Raw genomic sequence first — 17,369 nt, 5'->3', positions numbered from 1 at the left:
CCGCGAGCTGTTGGAACGGCACGGGGTCGGATCCCGTTGCGTGGCAACGGGCTCCGACCCCATTTTGTTTATCGATGTTTGACGGGTTCATCCACGCATGGCGTGGATCTACTGCTGTCGTACGCCATTTACTCTGGCGCCAGCTGGTCCATGCGGATGCGGTTGGCGAACAGCGAGAACGCCAGCATGCCGGCCAGGCCGTTGGCGCGGCTGACCCAGTGCGGCAGCCAGCGTGGGGGTTTCAGTACGCCGGCTTCAAACAGCGGTGCGAAGGCGATGGCGTCGGTCAGGCTCATCTTGCCGGCAAACAACCAGCGGCAGACCTGCAGGCGATCCTGGGCCAGCATGTGGCGGAAGAAGGTATGCACCGACACCAGGCCGCGCAGATAGACGGTGTCCTTGGTGAAGGCCAGGCCGCCGCTGGGCGGAACACCCCGGAACACGCGCTGGGCCGAGGCGAAGCTTTCTTCCGGGTTCTGCCCGGCATTGCAGAAGTAGCGGTAGACCTCAATGAAATCTGCGCCCTCGCGTGCCATTGCAATGGCCTCGGTGCGCAGGCTGATGCGCTTCAACCGTTCGATATCGATGCTGCCGGTGATCTGTTCGGCAAACGTGGCCAGGCCTTCCTGGGTAGCGGTCACCCGTGGCGAGGACAGGCCCAGGCTGGGCAGTACCGGTTGCTCGCGCCCGTTCAAGGCGGTGAGCGAATGCACCAGCGCTTCGTGGTGGAACAGCTGTGCGCGATCGTAGGCACTGAAGCGCGCGGTGGTGCGCAGGCGGATGCGGGTCGGACCGGCCGCGGCCTTCGACACCAGATCCGGGTCCAGCTGTACCTGGATGATGCGTGATTCGAAGAAGGCGTCCAGATCGTTCTGCAGCTGCAGCTGCAGCGCGATGGCCGACACGGGCACCTGTTCTTCCGGGGCCAGCAGTTCGTGGTCCAGTTCCGCAGCGATCTGGATGAAGTGCCGCGCCGCTTCGCGCGTGCTGGGGCCGTTCCCTGGCAACGGCTGCTCGGGGGCGCCGAACAGCTGCACCGAACAGCGGTCAACGGTGGCGGTGCCCAATCCTTCCAGCAGCTGCGCGGCCAGGTCCCAGCTCTGCGCGGACTGCCGCACGTAGTGCCCCAACGGATGGCTTTCGTCGCATGCACTGGCGATGGCGTCCAGGGCGCGGCGTTCTTCGCTGAAATCCAGCCGTGGGTAATCGACCTGCGGCAGCACCGGTTGGCCGCGTGCCACGCTGGCCAGGAACGGCGCCTGCGCGGTGGCCGGCCAACTGGTGAGGCCCAGCAGGCGGATGCCGCCGACAGCCTCGACCAGGCGCGCATCGAGCGCGGCATGGTGGGCTACGTCGGGGTCCAGCGTTGTGGTGGGTTCCATGGGCGGACTATAGCGCCCTGCCCTTGCTTTGGTAGGTGCCAACCTTGGTTGGCACGCGCCGAAGGCGGGCTGCGGAAACATTCGTGCCAACCAAGGTTGGCACCTACCAGGAGTCGGCAGTTTGCATCCACCAGGAGCAGGCCGTTACAGCTCATTGCAGGGGTCAGAGCCCGTTGCGGTGCAATGGGATCCGACCCCGCCGCGCGCGATCAGCGCCGGCGCGGTTTGCTGGCTGGGCGGAACTGCTGGCCCTTGCCCTTCTTGCCGCCGCGTTCCTGCGCGGTCTCGGCCTGGCGCACTGCCAGCTTCGCTGCGGCCGCGGCGACTTCTTCCTTCAACTTGAAGTAGTTCAGCAGGCGGCTTTCTTCAATTTCGCCAGCATCGATCGCCGCGCGTACTGCACAGCCCGGTTCCTGCTGGTGCTTGCAGTCGTTGAAGCGGCACTGTTCGGCCAGCGCTTCGATATCGGCAAAGCCCCCCTCGGACAGCGTTTCTTCGCCGGTCGGCTTCAGCTCGCGCATGCCGGGCGTATCGATCAGGCAGGCGCCGGTCGGCAGCGGCATCAGCGCGCGGTGGGTGGTGGTGTGGCGGCCGCGCGAATCGTTGGCGCGCACCGCATTGGTCTTCATGCGCTGCTCGCCCAGCAGGGTGTTGGTCAGGGTGGACTTGCCGGCGCCTGACGACCCCACCAGCACCACCGTGCGGCCGGGCCCCAGCCACGGCTGCAGCACGGCCACGCTGTCGGCATCCAGGCCATTGATCGCGTGCAGGGCAATGCCCTGCATTTCCAGTTCTTCCAGCACCGCCAGCGCGTCTTCGCTGTACTCGGTCTGGTCGGCCTTGGTCAGCACCACCACCGGTTCGGCACCACCGCCACCGACCAGCAGCAGGTAGCGCTCGATACGGCGCGGATTGAAGTCGGCATCCAGCCCACAGACGATGAACACCGTATCGATGTTGGCCGCGATCACCTGCTGGTGGTAATGCTCACCGGCGGCACCGCGCTTGATCGCGGTACGCCGCGGCAGCAGGGCGACGATGCGGATGCCGTCAAGCAGCACCCAGTCACCGACCGCCGGTCGTTCATGGCTGGGGAAGCGCGGGCGCTGCCATTCCGGCAGCGATTCGGCCTTGATCGACGCGTCCGGGCCATCGGCCACCACGTAGTGGGTGCGGTGCTGTTCGATCACCCGCGCCGGGCGGGCCTGCAGGTGCGCGGCCATGGCGGCCTGCCAGTCGGCCTGCTGCGGCGGGCCCGGCCAGGGCCAGCCGATGGTCTGCAGGGCGGTGAAATCGGGGGTCTGGGTCATCGCCGCCATTCTACCCGGCCAGCCCAGCAACGGCGGGGCCTGCACCCTTGCCATGCGCTGCACCAATTCCGGTAGGATGGAAGCCCCATGCCTTACGACGGCCCAGCCCCCATGTCCACCCCCTCGCCCAAGCCCCTGGCCATCCGCGAGCGCCTTTCCGAAGTGCGCTACGAAATCCGCGGAGAACTGGCCCGGCGAGCGCGGGAGCTGGAAGCGCAGGGCCGCAAGCTGATCAAGCTGAACATCGGCAACCCCGGCAACTTTGGTTTCCGTGCGCCCGAGCACCTGCAGCGCGCGATTGCCGATGACATGGGCCGTACCGACCCCTACACCCACCAGCAGGGCCTGCCGGTCGCGCGCGAAGCCATTGCCGCCGCGTATGCGCGCCGCGGTGCGCCCGATGCGCATCCGGACCGCGTGTTCGTCGGCAACGGCGTGAGCGAACTGATCGACCTGTCGCTGCGCGCACTGTTGAACCCGGGTGATGAAGTGCTGGTGCCCTCGCCGGACTACCCGCTGTGGTCGGCTGCGGCCATCCTCAACGACGGCCGCCCGGTGTACTACCGCTGCGCGCCGGAAAACGGCTTCCAGCCCGACCCGACCGAGATCGAGACGCTGGTGTCCTCGCGCACCCGCGCCATCGTGCTGATCAACCCGAACAACCCCAGCGGCGCCAGCTACCCGCGCGAACTGCTGGAGCGCGTGGTCGAGATCGCGCGCCGCCACAACCTGCTGCTGCTGGTCGATGAGATCTACGACCAGATCCTGTACGACGATGCGGTGTTCCAGCCGGTCGCGCCGCTGGCCGGCGACCACCCCTGCCTGACCTTCAGCGGCCTGAGCAAGGTGCACCGCGCCTGCGGCTGGCGCGTGGGCTGGGCGCACCTGAGTGGCGACGATGCGCGCCTGGGTGAATTCCGCGCCGCGCTGGACCTGCTCAGCGCGCTGCGCCTGTGTGCCAACGTGCCGGGCCAGTACGCCATCGACGCGGCGGTGAACGGCCCGGACACCATTTCCGAACTGTGCGCCCCCGGCGGTCGTCTGTATGAAACCCGGCGTGCGGTGATCGAGGCCTGCGAGGCCAGCGAACACCTGTCGCTGGTTGCCCCGGCCGGCGCGCTGTACGCGTTCCCGGCGGTGGTCGGCGCCGCCGCCAAGGGCTTCGACGACCACACCTTCGCCTTGGACCTGATGAACAACGAAGGCGTGCTGGTGGTACCGGGCTCCAGCTTCAACGTGCCCTACCGCCACCACTTCCGCGTGACCCTGCTGCCGGAAGCCGCGGTGATGCGCGATGTATTCGCACGCATCGACCGGGTGCTGGCCCGCCGCGCCGAGGACGCCACCAAGGTCGTGCCGCTGAAGCCACGCCGTTCGGTGGCCTGAGCCGTGGCGCTGCGTTACCTGGCGCTGGGCGATTCGTACACGATCGGCGAAGCGGTGGACGTAGACGGTCGCTGGCCACACCAGCTGGCCGCGGCGCTGCGGGCCGAGGGCGTGGCACTGGCCGAACCGCAGACCATCGCGACAACCGGCTGGACCACCGATGAACTGGATGCGGGCATCGATGCGGCCGCGCCGCAGGGTCCGTTTGACTTCGTCAGCCTGCTGATCGGGGTGAACAACCAGTACCGGGGCCGTGCGCTGGACGAGTACCGCACGCAGTTCCAGGCCCTTCTGCAGCGCGCGATCGGCTTTGCCGGCGGGCGCGCCGAGCGCGTGCTGGTGCTGTCCTTCCCCGATTGGGGCTTCACCCCGTTCGGCGTCGGCAGTGGCCGCGATCTGGCCCAGGTAGCCGCGCAGACCGATGCCTTCAATGCGGCCGCTGCCGCGATCAGCGAAGCCCACGGCGTGGCGTTCGTGGACATCACCGACATCAGCCGTGCGCACGGCCACGACCCGGCGATGATTGCCGATGACGGGCTGCACCCTTCGGCGGCGATGTATGCGCTGTGGAGCGCGCGGGCGCTGCCGGTGGCCACGCGCCTGCTGGCCGGAGCCGGCTGAACCCATGGACGGCACGCCACGGAACGGCACACCGCTGCACTGTTCACCGCTCGATGCCGCACAGGCGCGGGCGATTGCCGAAGCCTTCCGGCCTGCGCAGGCTTGGGGCAACCGCCGCGATTACTATTACACCCGCGGCAAGCTGGGCAGCGATCCGCTCTATGACGGCGTGCTGCAGCACCTTCCCGACGATGGCCAGCCGCTGCTGGACCTGGGCTGCGGGCTGGGCCTGTTCGCCCATGTGCTGCGCCAGCGTGGCCGCCGCGCACCATATCTGGGTGTGGATGTGGACGCCGCCAAGATCGCCCGTGCGCAGCGCGCCGGCGCCGGCCTGGCCGACGCGCAGTTCGATTGCCTTGATGTGCAGGCACCCTTGCCGGCACAACAGGGCCACGTGCTGCTGCTGGACGTGCTGCAGTATCTGGATGCGCAGCCGCAGTTGCAGCTGCTGAAGGCCGCCAGCGCGCGCGTGGCCCCCGGTGCGCGATTGCTGCTGCGCACGCCACTGGCCACCGGCGACCGCCGCGACCGTACCACCCGGGTGGCCGACCGGCTGGCCTGGCTGGTGGGTTGGATGGGCACACGCCCGCGCCACTACCCGGACCCGGCGCAGTTGCGCGCCACGCTGGCCGACTGTGGCCTGCAGGTCGGCCAAGTGCGTCCGCTGCATGGGCGCACACCGTTCAACAGCTGGCTGCTGGTGGCCCAGCGCTAGCGCCGGGCCCTGCCCGGCGGATTACCTGCGGGCCGCTGCGCTCGCCGGGCATGGCCCGGCGCTACCGGGTGTTCGGCGGCATGCGCGGGTGCCCGGCGAGCGCGTTACCCGGCCGGCAGTTCGGCCTTCAGGCCACGCTCGTCCAACACCTGCAGCACCCGCTCGATGATGGCCAGGTTGTGCCCGTGCGCGGCGCCTTCATGCAGCAGCACGATGGCACCGGGCTGCAGATCGGGCAGCAGGCGCGCCAGCACGCCGTCGGGCGTGCAGCCCACGCCGTCGAAGCCGCGCGCGCTCCAGCCCACTCGCACCAGACCCAGTGCCTTCAGCGCGGGGGCCACGAAGGGGTTGGTCATGCCGACCACCGAGCGGTACCAGCGCATGGGCCGGCCGGCGACCGCCTGCAGGGCATGGTGGCAGGCTTCGATCTCGGCCCGCATCGCCGCAGGGCCCAGCCGCCAGAACCGGGTCTGCGGGTGGGTGTGGCTGTGGTTGCCCAGGTCGTGGCCGCGGCGCAGGATCTCGGCCACCAGGGCCGGATGCGCCAATGCGCGTTCGCCCACCAGGAAGAACGTGGCCTTGGCCTGGTGGCGATCCAGCAGGTCCAGCACGGCCGGGGTCTCGGCGCTGGGGCCGTCATCGATGGTCAGCCAGACGCTGTTGCCGGTGGCAGGCAGGCGGTCGAGCACCGGTGCGTAGAAGCGGCTGTTGGGCAGGAACACCGGCACCAGGAACAGCGCGTGACTGGCCACCATCAACGGCAACCCCCACACCCAGCCGGCCCACCACCACAGCAGGATCACGGCCACCTGCGACGCCACCAGCCAGGGCAGCCAGCGCCAGGGACGGGACGGGATGCGATGCAATGTTCCTGCGTTGGTCATGCCCCATGATGCCATGGGGCGTAGAATGAGCGATTCGAATTTCCCGGACCACGACTGCCATGTCCCTCGATCCCGCCCTGCGTTCGCGCATCGAATCCCTCCTCAACGCCAACCGCGTCGTGCTGTTCATGAAGGGCCAGCCGTCCATGCCGCAGTGCGGTTTCTCGGCCAAGGCCGTGGGCGCCCTGCAGGATCTGGGCGTGGATTTCGCCCACGTGAACGTGCTGGCCGACCAGGAGATCCGTGAAGGCATCAAGGCCTACGGCGACTGGCCGACCATCCCGCAGCTGTACATCGACGGCGAACTGGTCGGCGGCAGCGACATCGTGCTGCAGATGGCCGCCAGCGGCGAACTGAGCAGCGTGCTGGGCCTGGCCGCACCGGACCGCACGCCGCCGCGCATCACCGTCACCCCGGCCGCAGTGGAAATGCTGAAGGGCGCTATGGCCGATGCCCCCGGCGCCTCGCTGCAGCTGACCATCGATGCGCGCTTCCAGCCGAACTTCCAGCTGGCCCCGCATGACGACAGCGCCATCGCTGCCGAATCCAACGGCCTGCGCGTGCAGTTCGATCTGTCCAGCGCGCGCCGCGCCGACGGCATCACCATCGACTGGGTGGACGATATCCGCGGCAAGGGCCTGGCCATCGACAACCCGAATGCGCCCAAGCCGGTGCAGGAAATCAGCGTGCGCGACGCCGACGATCTGGTGCGCGCCGGCAACGTGACCCTGGTGGACGTGCGCCCGGCCGACGAACGCGCGATCGCCGCGGTGGGCGTGCCGTTCAAGAGCTTCGACGGCAACGGCCGTGCCGATCTGGAAGCCCTGCCCAAGGACACCGCGCTGGCCTTCCTGTGCCACCACGGTGGCCGCAGCGCGCAGGCTGCCGAACAGTTCCGCACCCTGGGCTTCACCAAGGTGTTCAACGTGACCGGCGGCATCGATGCCTGGTCGGACGAAGTGGACAACGGCGTGCCGAAGTACTGATCGGCGCCGGCACGGGGTCAGAGCCCTTTCCTGCGGAAAGGGATCTGACCCCAGCACAGAAAACGCCGGCATCCGCCGGCGTTTTTTTGCATCCACGCAGGGCGTGGGTCTACCCCGCGAAGCCACCTTCGGCCAGGTAATCCAGCTCTTCCGGGCTGGGAATGCGCCCCAGCACGGCGTTGCGGTGCGGGAAGCGGCCGAAGCGGCGGATGATGTCGCGGTGCAGTTCGGCGTACTGCAGGTATTCCTTGTCGCCCAGCACGTCGAACATGGCCACCGAACGATCCTGGTCGAACGGATCTTCGGAATGCTCGAACGGTAGGTAGATGAAGGCGCGCAGCTTGGGCACCAGCTGCAGGTCCAGGCCTTCTTCGATGGCACGCATGGCGTAGTGCCGGGCCAGGCCGTCGGTGGCGTAGGAATGGGCGGTACCGCGGAAGCAGTTGCGCGGGAACTGGTCCAGCAGCAGCATCAGCGCCAGCGCGCCTTCGGCACTGCCCAGCCAGTGTTCGCGGCCACGCGCCGCAGCGGCGTAATGCTCGTCCAGGAAGCGTTCGCGGAAACGCGCGTCGAACGCATCGTCGCGCGCGAACCACTTGGCCGGGCCGGCCTCGCTCCAGAATTCCACCACTTGCGCGGCAACGTCCATCACCTACTCCCAGGGCCCCGCGCGCCGCGCCAAGCCGTCATCAATCATTCGTCAAAGCGCAGGTGGCGGACCGACTTGCCGTTGCGCCGGATAAGCTTAAGCGCCTCGATGCCGATCTGGATATGGTTTTCCACGAACTGGGAGCTGACCTTGGCATCGGAGGCCTCAGTCTTCACCCCGTCCGGGATCATCGGCTGGTCGGACACCAGCAGCAGGGCCCCGCTGGGAATGTGGTTGGCAAAGCCGGCGGCGAACACGGTGGCCGTTTCCATGTCGATGGCCATGCAGCGCATGGCCCGCAGCCGTTCCTTGAAGGCCTCGTCGTGTTCCCATACCCGGCGGTTGGTGGTGTACACCGTGCCGGTCCAGTAGTCGTGGCCCAGGTCGCGGATCATGGTGGACACCGCACGCTGCAGGGCAAAGGCCGGCAACGCCGGCACTTCCGGCGGCAGGTAGTCGCCCGAGGTGCCCTCGCCACGGATGGCGGCGATCGGCAGCACCAGGTCGCCCAGCGCGTTCTTGCGCTTCAGGCCACCGCACTTGCCCAGGAACAGCACCGCCTTGGGCATCACCGCCGACAGCAGGTCCATGATGATGGCCGCGTTCGGGCTGCCCATGCCGAAGTTGATCAGGGTGATGCCATCGATGGTGGCACTGGCCATGGGCCGGTCCAGGCCGACGATGGGCGCCCCGGTCAGCTCGGAAAAGGTGTGCAGGTAGCCGCCGAAGTTGGTCAGCAGGATGTGCTCGCCAAACTGATCCAACGGCACGCCGGTATAGCGTGGCAGCCAGTTGTCGACGATTTCCTGTTTGCTCTTCATGCCCGGTCCGGTGCTGCAGGGGGGGCCATTGTAGGCAACGCTGCACCTGCCCTGCCACACAAAGAAAGGGGGGGGGCCGGGGCCCCCCCCCCCCCCCTCTAATCTCCCTACGGGAACCGGTGGCTTAGAAGCGCACCGACCAGCGCAGGTTGGCACCGTGGTCGCGGCTTTCGTCGCCGAACTGGCCGCTGTAGCCCAGTTCCAGCTGCTGCTTGGCGGTCAGCCAGGCCGACAGGCCCAGTTCGGCCACCACCGCGCTGTCGGCGATGGGGGCGCCGTTGACCACGAAGCTGTCGCCGCCGCTGGCAAAGCCCAGGCGGGCCGCCGGGTTGCGGTCGCCGCTGGCGTGACGGTAGGCCACCGCGCCGCGCACGTGCAGCCAGCTGTCCTGCTGGAACGACGCCTTCAGGCCCTTGTCGAAGCGCACGCCGGCCGTGGCCAGGGTGGTGCGCACGTCATCCACCGAACCCTGCAGGGCCGCGGCACCGCCACGCTCGTTCACGTGCTTGGTGTCCACTTCCACGCGGGCCACCTGCAGGTACGGCTCCAGGCCGGCCTCGCGGCCGCCGAAGCGGTAGGCCGCTTCGATGAAGGCCTGGCGGGTACGCGCGTCGTAACGGGCGCTCAGGGTGTCGCTGTAACCGGCGAACGCCAGCTCACGGGTGCTGTCCACCTCGTGTTCGCTCCATGCCAGGCCACCACGCAGGCCGAAACCGCCCCAGTTGTGGCTGGCGTAGGCGCCGAAGTGGGTGTTATCCACCTTCGACTTGGCACGGCGGCCTTCGCCCTGCTTTACGTCGGTGCGGCCGGTACCGGCCAGGACGCCCACCTGCCAGCCGCCGAACTCGCGGTCGGCACCGACCAGCAGGCCGTTGCTGTTGGCTTCGGTGCGGGCGGTGTTGGTGTTGCCGTCCAGGGTGGTGCTGCCGGCCAGGGCCTGCACCCACACGCCGGTGGCGTCGCCGCCTTCGGCACCCGGTGCAGCGGCACCGGCACGACGGGCCAGCGCGGCATCACGCACGTAGCGGCTGCTTTCCAGCAGGGCCACGCTGGTGGCGGCGTGCAGTTCGCCGCTCAGGCTGTCCAGTGCACTGCCCACCTGTTCCGGGAACAGCATGGTCAGCGGACGCGGCAGGCCCTGGTTGACCGCCAGGCCGTCGGCCACGGTGGCCACGGCCAGCTGGTTGGCGGTGGTGGCCGAAGTGGCCAGCGCGTTGCCGCGGGTTACTTCAATGCGCGCGCCAGCGGCGGTGTAGGCCAGGCTGAACTGCATGAAGGGCGAGAAGGCGCTGAAATCGGTGGTGGCGAACTGACCGTTCACGCCGCCGTCGGCCTGGATGAAGTTGAACTGCTCGCCCAGGTAGTAGATGCCCGGTTCCGGCAGCGCCACCAGGGTGCCGCCCAGGGTGGCGGTACCGGTCACGTGCAGCTGGTCGCTGCGGCTGCCCGGGGCCACTTCGGCCTGGTACACGCCGGTGGCGGTCTGCACGTAGTCACCGTTGATGGTGAGCGTACCGATGGAGTTGCCCGGGGCGATGATGCCGGCCACGGTGGTGTCACCCAGCTGGCCCACGCCCTTCAGCGTGCCCTTTTCACCGACGAAGGTGCTGCCGCCGGTCTGCACGCCGTTGAACGACACCACGCCCCCGGTGACGGTTAGGTCCGAGCCGTCCAGCACGCCGGTGGTGGTGATGCGGCTGTTGCCGCCCAGGCTGTTCAGCGCGGTGTTCTGCAGGGTGCCGTTGAGCAGGAAGGTACCGCCGGTCACGTCCACGGCACTGGTCAGCGTGTTCACGCCGTCCAGCTCCAGCACGCCTTCGCGCACCACCGCACCGTTGAAGCTGTTGTCGCCGCTCAGGCGCAGCCAGCCGATGCCGCTCTTGGTCAGCTTGCCCGGGCCGCCGATGTCATTGGTCCAATCGTCCCATGCATCGCCTTCCCACACCTTCAGGCCGCCTGCCTTCTGGTTCATCACCACGTCGGTGTCCACGCGCAGCGAGCCGTAGCCTTCAATGGCCTTGGCCAGGTTGATCAGGCCCCAGCCGTAGATGTCGTCGATGCCGGGCGCGCCCAGGTCGGTGGTGGTGGTCAGCAGCACATCGCGCACCTGCGCGCTGTCCAGATAAGGGAAGCGCTCGAACAGCAGGCCCAGCGCACCGGTGACGTGGGGCGCGGCCATCGACGTGCCGCTCAGCGTTGTATAGCCATAGGTCGGCACGCGCTCCAGGATGTCCAGGCTGACGTTGCCGTTGGCGTCGACGCCGATGCTGCCGGCCAGGGTGGAATCATCACCATAGGCGGTCGATACGATGTCCGAACCCGGGGCCGCAAGGCACCAGTTGGCACTCAGGCCGCACTTGTTGGAGCGGTTGCTCAGGGTCAGGTCGGTACCGACGTTGACCACGCTCAACCAGTACGGCTCGATGTCGGCGAACGCGCGCGGCAACGTAGCGTAGATGCCGGCGATGGGGCTCTGCTCGGGCGTCGGAATGATCGAATCGGTATTGCCCGCCGCCCATACCTGGATCATGCCGCGTGCGCGCGAACCATCGGCAAAGGTGTTGAGGTACTCGCGGTCGGCGGGATCGTTGTAGATCGAGTCCATGTCCTCCGCGGTCGACGGTTCGTTGGACAGGCCCCAGCTGTGGTTGATCGCCCGCACGCCCTGCGCGTTCATCTGCGCGTACAGATCTTCGAAGGCGCTCACATCAGGGCCGATCGCGCCCAGCGTCACTACCGAATAGCCCGTTGCGGTGCGCTGCCATTCACTGATGCTGTCGGAGAACAACCGGCCAACGGTCAGGTCCGAGCCGAAGGACACGCCGTGCATGCCGCTGCCGTCGCGGTTCGCCGCGATGGTGCCGGCCACGTGCGTGCCATGGATCTCGAACTGGATGCCCGGCTGCACGTAGGGGCCGGCCTCGATGATCGCGCGGATGTTATCGGGGACATTGTCGTTGTAGCCGACGTAGCTGATCTGCACGTCGTCGCCATCACTGGCGAAGCAGGCGTCCGGACCACCCACCGCCGAGGTGTTGGTGCAGCGCGTGCCATCGGGCAGCAGATCGGCGATGCGGATGCTGCGGTTGTCCTTGCCGGCGAATTCCGGATGGTCCAGGCCGGTGCCGCTGTCGAACACGCCCAGGCGGATGCCGGCGCCGGTCAGGCCGCGTGCGTAGGCCACATCGGCGTTGATCGCCTGCAGGCCCCAGTCACTGTTGAATTCGGTGGTGCGCCAGCTGGCGGCATCACCGGGCTTGCCCATGATGGGTTCCGGATCGACTTCAACGTCGGCGGCAATGATCTTCAGCGACGGCGAAGCGGTGAGGACCGGGGCGGCAAACGCGGCCTGCAGGCTGCGCTGGAACTGGTAGCGCGACAGCGCGTCTGCGTTGCTGTCCTGGGCCAGGGCCGGCAGGGCGGCGGCCATCAGCAGCGAACCAACGATGGCCGAGGCCAGGGGGGAGGGCAGGATGGAGCGGCGGGAAGCGGTGGAACGGTACGACGGGGAGACAGTCATCTGCAGTTACGTCCTTGATTCCATGGAATGTTTCAGGTGCAGCTCCGTCATGGAGCAGTGGAAAGAACACCCTCGCGGCGGATCAGCGCGCGCTAACCCACCGGGTGGTAGCGGCAGGTATCACAAAAAATTAATGCTTGATTCACAATTTCTGTATAGGGAAATTCCTACCCCGCTCTTTTCGGCCCCTGCCCAACGTCACTTGGCAAGTGGCACCGCGACAGATAGCGTCGCTGGATTCACGTGGGGGTTTGGGGAATCTGCATGGCATCGATGGTATTGCGCGCCGCTCTGGGGCTGGCGCTGGTTTCGTTGACTTTGGCGCCGGCCGTGGGCGCGTCGCGCTTCGTGGCCGACCCCTACCCCAGCACCTACCAGGCCCAACCGGGCGCGCCGGTGCTGATCCACAACGCCACCGTGCTGACCGGCACCGGCCAACGCCTGGACAATGCCGACGTGCTGCTGCGCGATGGCCGCATCGTGGCGGTCGGCCCGCAGCTGCAGGCCGATGCGGGCGTCACCCGCATCGATGCGCAGGGCAAGTGGGTCACCCCCGGCCTGATCGACGTGCATTCGCACCTGGGCGTCTACCCCAGCCCCGGCGTGGGCGCGCACAGCGATGGCAACGAGATGACCGCACCGGTCACCGCCAACGTCTGGGCCGAGCATTCGGTGTGGCCGCAGGATCCCGGCTTCCAGGCCGCGCTGGCCGGTGGCGTGACCAGCATGCAGGTGCTGCCCGGCTCGGCCAATCTGGTGGGCGGGCGCGGCGTGGTGTTGAAGAACGTGCCCGCCACCACCTACCAGGCGATGAAATTCCCGGGCGCGCCGTGGGGGCTGAAGATGGCCTGCGGCGAAAACCCCAAGCGCGTCTACGGCGGCGGCAAGGGCGTGGCCCCCGGCACCCGCATGGGCAACGTGGCCGGCTACCGCGCCGCCTTCATCGATGCCGCCGACTACATCGCCAAGAACAGCCCGAAGCCGGCCAAGCGCAAGGGCTGGTTCGGCAGCGACAAGGGCGACAGCGCCGGTGATGCCGGCGGCAAGCGCGACCTGAAACTGGACACCCTGGCCGGGGCGATCCAGGGCGACATCCGCGTGCACATCCACTGCTACCGCGCCGACGAAATGGCCACCATGCTCGACCTGGCCAAGGAATTCGGATTCAAGGTCGCGGCCTTCCACCACGGCGTGGAAGCCTACAAGCTGGCCGACCGCCTGGCCGCCGACGGCGTCTGCGGCGCGCTGTGGGCCGACTGGTGGGGCTTCAAGATGGAAGCCTTCGATGGCATTGCCGAGAACATCGCACTGGTGGACCGGCCGCAGAACAGCTGCGCCATCGTCCATTCCGATTCCCCCGAAGGCATCCAGCGCTTGAACCAGGAAGCGGCCAAAGTCATCGCCGCCGCGCGGCGTGCGCAGATGCCGGCGATCGCACCCGAACGGGCGATCACCTGGATGACCGCCAATGCGGCCAAGGCACTGGGCATCGAGGGCCAGACCGGCACCCTGGAGGCCGGCAAGATGGCCGACGTGGTGGTGTGGAATGGCAACCCGTTCAGTTCCTATGCCCTGGCCGAACAGGTATTCATCGACGGGCGGCGCTTGTATGACCGCAGCGTGCCCGCGGCCACGCCGCGTTCTGATTTCCAGCTTGGCCAGGAGGTGCGCTGATGGGCATGTTGAACACGCGTCGCCGGGCATGGCTCGGCTCTACTGTCATGGCGCTGGTTTGCCTCTGCGGATCCGCACAGGCGCAGGACCTGCTGGTGCGCAATGCCACGGTGCATACCGCCGGCGCGCGCGGCAGCCTGCAGAACAGCGACGTGCTGGTGCAGGGCGGGCTGATCCGCGCGGTGGGGCCGGGCCTGGCCGCACCGGCCGGGGTAACGGTGGTGGAGGCCAATGGCCGCCCGCTGACCCCGGCCCTGTTCGGTGGCATCACCGAGATCGGCATTGAAGAAGTGTCCGGTGAATCGAGCACGGTGGACAGCACGCTGAAGATCGGCGAGCAGCCGCTGCGCCCGGAATTCGACGTCACCCTGGCCTACAACCCGGCCTCGGTGCTGGTGCCGGTGGCACGCCTGGATGGCATCGGCTTCACCGCGCTGGGCGCGCATACCGGCGGCGGCTTCGTGGCCGGCCAGGGCGGCGTGGTGCGGTTGGACGGCAGCGCCGATCCGATCGGCCCACGTGCCTTGTACCTGCGCCTGGGGGCGGCGGCTGCGGAACTGACCGGGCAGTCACGTGCCGCCCAGTGGATGCTGCTGCAGCAGATGGTGGACGAGGCCCGCGGCCAGGTTCCGGCCGATTCGCCGCATGCGCTGCTGACCCCGGCCGGGCGGCGCACGCTGGCGCGCTACCTGGGGGGCCAGGGCCGCATCGTGGTGGAGGTGGACCGCGCCGCCGACATCCGCCAGTTGCTGCGCTGGGCCGCGCGCGAGAAGGTGAAGATCGCCATTGCCGGCGGCGCCGAAGCCTGGCAGCTGGCGCCGGAGCTGGCCGCTGCGCAGGTGCCGGTGTTCGTGGATGCGCTGGGCAACCTGCCCAGCACCTTCGACCAGATCGGCGCCAGCCTGGAAAACGCCGCGCGGCTGCAGCGGGCCGGCGTGCCGGTGGCCTTCGCCCAGCGCGAAGACGCGTCGCACAACGCGCGCAAGATGCGCCAGCTGGCCGGCAATGCGGTGGCCAACGGCCTGCCCTGGGCCGATGGCCTGGCCGGCCTGACCCGGGTGCCGGCGCAGGTGCTGGGCGTGGCCGACCAGATCGGCAGCATCGAACCGGGCAAGCGCGCCGACCTGGTGCTGTGGGAAGGCGACCCGCTGGATGTGGCCCACTATGCCGAACAGGTCTGGCTGGGCGGTCGCGCCATGCCCATGCGCTCGCGCCAGACCGAACTGCGTGACCGCTACCTGCAGCGCGCCACCCAGCCCTGACCGACCGAGATAACACCGATGGCCACCCTGCGCTGGTACTTCGACTTCGTTTCGCCCTATTCCTACCTGCATTGGCAGAAGCTGAAGCAGTTGCCGCAGTTCACCCGCATCCAACCGGTGCCGATCGCCTTCGGCGCGATCCTGCACCACCTGGGCAACCTGGGGCCGGCCGAGATTCCGGCCAAACGCCGCTTCATCTACCGCCAGCTGCTGTGGACCGCACAGGCCGAAGGCACGCCGCTGCGCTTTCCGCCGGGGCATCCGTTCAACCCGCTGGCCGTGCTGCGCCTGTGCCTGGCCGCCGGCGGCAGTGCGCAGGCGGTGGATGTGCTGTTCGACTGGATCTGGCGCGACGGCAACAGCGCCGACAGCGCCCAGGCCCTGCGCGAACCGGCGCAGCGGCTGGGCGTGGATGACGTAGAAGCCGCTCTGGCCGACCCGGCCATCAAGGAACAGCTGCGCCGCAACACCGACGCGGCCATCGACGCCGGCGTGTTCGGCGTGCCGACCCTGTCCATCGACGGCGAACTGTTCTGGGGCAACGACGCGCACCCGATGATGGCTGCGGTGCTGGCCGACCCCGGCCTGCTGCAGCAACCGGAATGGCAGCACGTGATAACGCTTCCAGTGGCGGTACAGCGCAATCGCTGAACAGGCATGGCGTAATTCCCTCGCGCACCCGGCTTGGTTTTGAGATAGTTTTCACACTTTCCGAACCTACAACCGCCCTGGAGGGGGAGCCGGATGCGCATCGGAATCGTCGTCGATTCGGCCTGCGACCTGCCGCAGGACTTCATTGCCGCGCACAACATCGTGCTGCTGCCGATCACTGTTCGCATTGGCGAAGCGGTACTGGCCGACCACCGTGATGAGCAGGCCACGCTCAGCTTCCTGCACGCACACGTGGCCGAACACGGGGCCGAAGCGGAAACCATTCCCTTCAGCGTGAACCAGATCCGCGATCTGTTCCTGCAGCAGCTGGTGATCGATTACGACCACGTGTTCTGCATGACCATCACCAAGACCCGCAGCCCGATCCACGACAACGCGCTGCAGGCCAGCTTCGCCATCCTCAACGACTACAAGCCGGTGCGGCAGGCCGCGGGCTTCAATTCGCCCTTCGCGCTGCGCGTGCTGGACACCCAGAACCTGTTCGCCGCGCAGGCGGTCACCGCCATCGAAGCGGTGCGCCTGCGCGACAGCGGCGCCAGCGTGCAGCAGATCCGCGAACGGCTGGAAGCCCTGGCTGGCAACGTGCATGGCTACATGGTCACCCGCGACCTGTACTACATGCGCGCGCGTGCCCGGCACAAGGGCGACCGCAGCGTGGGCCTGATCAGCGCCGCACTGGGCAGCGCGCTGGACATCAAGCCGGTGCTGCACGGTTACCGCGGCGAAACCGGCCCGGTGGCCAAGATCAAGGGCTTCGACAACGCGGTGCAGAAGCTGTTCGGCGTAGTCGGCAAGCGCGTGCGTGCCGGCCTGATGACCCCCACGGTCTGCGTGAGCTACGGCGGTGAACTGGACGAACTGCGTGCCCTGCCCGGCTATGCGGCGCTGAAGGAAACCTGTGCCGCGCACGGCGTGGCCGTGTACGAAGCGGTGATGAGCCTGACCGGCATGGTGAACGTGGGCAAGGGCGCGGTGACGGTGGGCTTTGCCGACGGCCCGCACGCCTTCGATTGACGGGGCGCGCCTACACGCGCATTGCACCGCTGCTGTGCCAGCCTTGCCACCTCTGAAGGAGAACCCTCATGCCTGCGCAGTACCACATCAGCCTGCCCGACCCATCCAAGGCCCGCGGCAACGACCCCGACCTGTCCTTCCATTCGCAGAGCGCCGGCGGTTTCGCCGAAGAACTGCAGGACGCGCTGCGCACGGGCACCCTGTTCGAACGCTGGAAGGCCAAGCAGCCGGATCCCGATGCGGTGGAACCGCAGTGGGGCGTGACCGACCCGGACGCCACCGTGACCGGCGAACAGAAGGACCTGCGCATCAACCTGGTGGCCACCACCCGCATCGACAGCGATGTGTTCAAGCAGCGCCTGCGCCTGCTGGCCGGCCACCATTGGGAACTGCGCGACGTGCGGTAAGACGTGTCGCCGGGGGGGGGGGGGCGCCCCCCCCGCCCCCGGGGGGGGGGGGGCGGGGCGCCGGCG

The 17,369-nt window shown here is 68.2% G+C and carries 15 protein-coding genes; 9 read left to right on the top strand and 6 right to left on the bottom strand.

Translation table 11 applies throughout. The annotated features are described in order from the left end of the window. Window positions 1-128: 128 nt before the first annotated feature. Both IAE58_RS16650 and rsgA read right to left on the bottom strand, forming a co-directional pair. Complete coding sequence (locus IAE58_RS16650) at window positions 129-1,382, bottom strand: flavohemoglobin expression-modulating QEGLA motif protein (protein ID WP_199934270.1); 1,254 nt, start codon at window positions 1,380-1,382, stop codon at window positions 129-131. A 209-nt stretch (window positions 1,383-1,591) separates the two neighbouring features. Beyond that, on the bottom strand, window positions 1,592-2,692 hold the full coding sequence (gene rsgA, locus IAE58_RS16645; RefSeq protein ID WP_199934271.1) for a ribosome small subunit-dependent GTPase A: 1,101 nt from the start codon (window positions 2,690-2,692) through the stop codon (window positions 1,592-1,594). 111 nt (window positions 2,693-2,803) lie between these two features. On the opposite strand from rsgA, the gene IAE58_RS16640 reads away from it, so the two are divergent. From IAE58_RS16640 to IAE58_RS16630, 3 genes are read left to right on the top strand one after another with little or no spacing between them, the layout of a single operon-like run. Beyond that, complete coding sequence (locus IAE58_RS16640; protein ID WP_199934272.1) at window positions 2,804-4,078, top strand: pyridoxal phosphate-dependent aminotransferase; 1,275 nt, start codon at window positions 2,804-2,806, stop codon at window positions 4,076-4,078. Between the two features lie 3 nt (window positions 4,079-4,081). Next, a complete protein-coding gene (locus IAE58_RS16635; protein ID WP_199934273.1) occupies window positions 4,082-4,699 on the top strand; it encodes an SGNH/GDSL hydrolase family protein in 618 nt (205 codons plus the stop codon). Between the two features lie 4 nt (window positions 4,700-4,703). Continuing rightward, window positions 4,704-5,414, top strand: coding sequence for a class I SAM-dependent methyltransferase (locus tag IAE58_RS16630; protein WP_199934274.1), 711 nt, complete (start codon window positions 4,704-4,706; stop codon window positions 5,412-5,414). A 104-nt stretch (window positions 5,415-5,518) separates the two neighbouring features. Here the strand turns inward: IAE58_RS16630 and IAE58_RS16625 are convergent, their stop codons facing one another. Continuing rightward, window positions 5,519-6,298 carry a polysaccharide deacetylase family protein gene (locus IAE58_RS16625; protein WP_199934275.1) on the bottom strand — a complete coding sequence of 260 codons (780 nt, stop codon included), beginning with the start codon at window positions 6,296-6,298 and terminating at the stop codon, window positions 5,519-5,521. 59 nt (window positions 6,299-6,357) lie between these two features. On the opposite strand from IAE58_RS16625, the gene grxD reads away from it, so the two are divergent. Next, entirely contained in the window at window positions 6,358-7,284 is a 927-nt protein-coding gene (grxD, locus tag IAE58_RS16620) for a Grx4 family monothiol glutaredoxin (protein WP_199934276.1), read from the top strand. Window positions 7,285-7,393: 109 nt separating this feature from the next. Here the strand turns inward: grxD and IAE58_RS16615 are convergent, their stop codons facing one another. The 3 genes from IAE58_RS16615 to IAE58_RS16605 all read right to left on the bottom strand — a co-directional run bounded on the left by IAE58_RS16615 (window position 7,394) and on the right by IAE58_RS16605 (window position 12,274). Further along, window positions 7,394-7,933, bottom strand: a complete 540-nt coding sequence (locus IAE58_RS16615) for a DUF924 family protein (RefSeq protein ID WP_108750569.1) — start codon at window positions 7,931-7,933, stop codon at window positions 7,394-7,396. 44 nt (window positions 7,934-7,977) lie between these two features. After that, complete coding sequence (locus IAE58_RS16610; protein WP_108754113.1) at window positions 7,978-8,754, bottom strand: AMP nucleosidase; 777 nt, start codon at window positions 8,752-8,754, stop codon at window positions 7,978-7,980. A gap of 124 nt (window positions 8,755-8,878) precedes the next feature. Next, the gene (locus IAE58_RS16605) at window positions 8,879-12,274 is read right to left on the bottom strand and encodes an autotransporter serine protease (protein WP_199934277.1); all 3,396 of its coding nucleotides are present in this window, start codon (window positions 12,272-12,274) and stop codon (window positions 8,879-8,881) included. A 264-nt stretch (window positions 12,275-12,538) separates the two neighbouring features. Between IAE58_RS16605 and IAE58_RS16600 the strand changes: the two genes are divergently transcribed. The 5 genes from IAE58_RS16600 (at window position 12,539) to IAE58_RS16580 (ending at window position 17,303) form a co-directional block, all read left to right on the top strand. Then, window positions 12,539-13,948 carry an amidohydrolase gene (locus IAE58_RS16600; RefSeq protein ID WP_199934278.1) on the top strand — a complete coding sequence of 470 codons (1,410 nt, stop codon included), beginning with the start codon at window positions 12,539-12,541 and terminating at the stop codon, window positions 13,946-13,948. Further along, complete coding sequence (locus IAE58_RS16595; protein ID WP_199934279.1) at window positions 13,948-15,210, top strand: amidohydrolase family protein; 1,263 nt, start codon at window positions 13,948-13,950, stop codon at window positions 15,208-15,210. Before IAE58_RS16600 ends, IAE58_RS16595 begins: the two co-directional genes overlap by 1 nt. Before the next feature lie 18 nt (window positions 15,211-15,228). After that, the gene (locus IAE58_RS16590) at window positions 15,229-15,861 is read left to right on the top strand and encodes a 2-hydroxychromene-2-carboxylate isomerase (protein ID WP_108757129.1); all 633 of its coding nucleotides are present in this window, start codon (window positions 15,229-15,231) and stop codon (window positions 15,859-15,861) included. A gap of 93 nt (window positions 15,862-15,954) precedes the next feature. Then, window positions 15,955-16,896, top strand: coding sequence for a DegV family protein (locus IAE58_RS16585; RefSeq protein WP_108750563.1), 942 nt, complete (start codon window positions 15,955-15,957; stop codon window positions 16,894-16,896). 68 nt (window positions 16,897-16,964) lie between these two features. Continuing rightward, window positions 16,965-17,303 (top strand): hypothetical protein, encoded by a 339-nt coding sequence (locus IAE58_RS16580; protein ID WP_108757130.1) that lies wholly within the window; start codon window positions 16,965-16,967, stop codon window positions 17,301-17,303. Window positions 17,304-17,369: the final 66 nt, after the last annotated feature.

Source organism: Stenotrophomonas sp. S49, from assembly GCF_016624905.1.
Classification (GTDB): Bacteria; Pseudomonadota; Gammaproteobacteria; order Xanthomonadales; family Xanthomonadaceae; genus Stenotrophomonas.
This window is presented reverse-complemented; position numbering and strand designations above follow the sequence as displayed.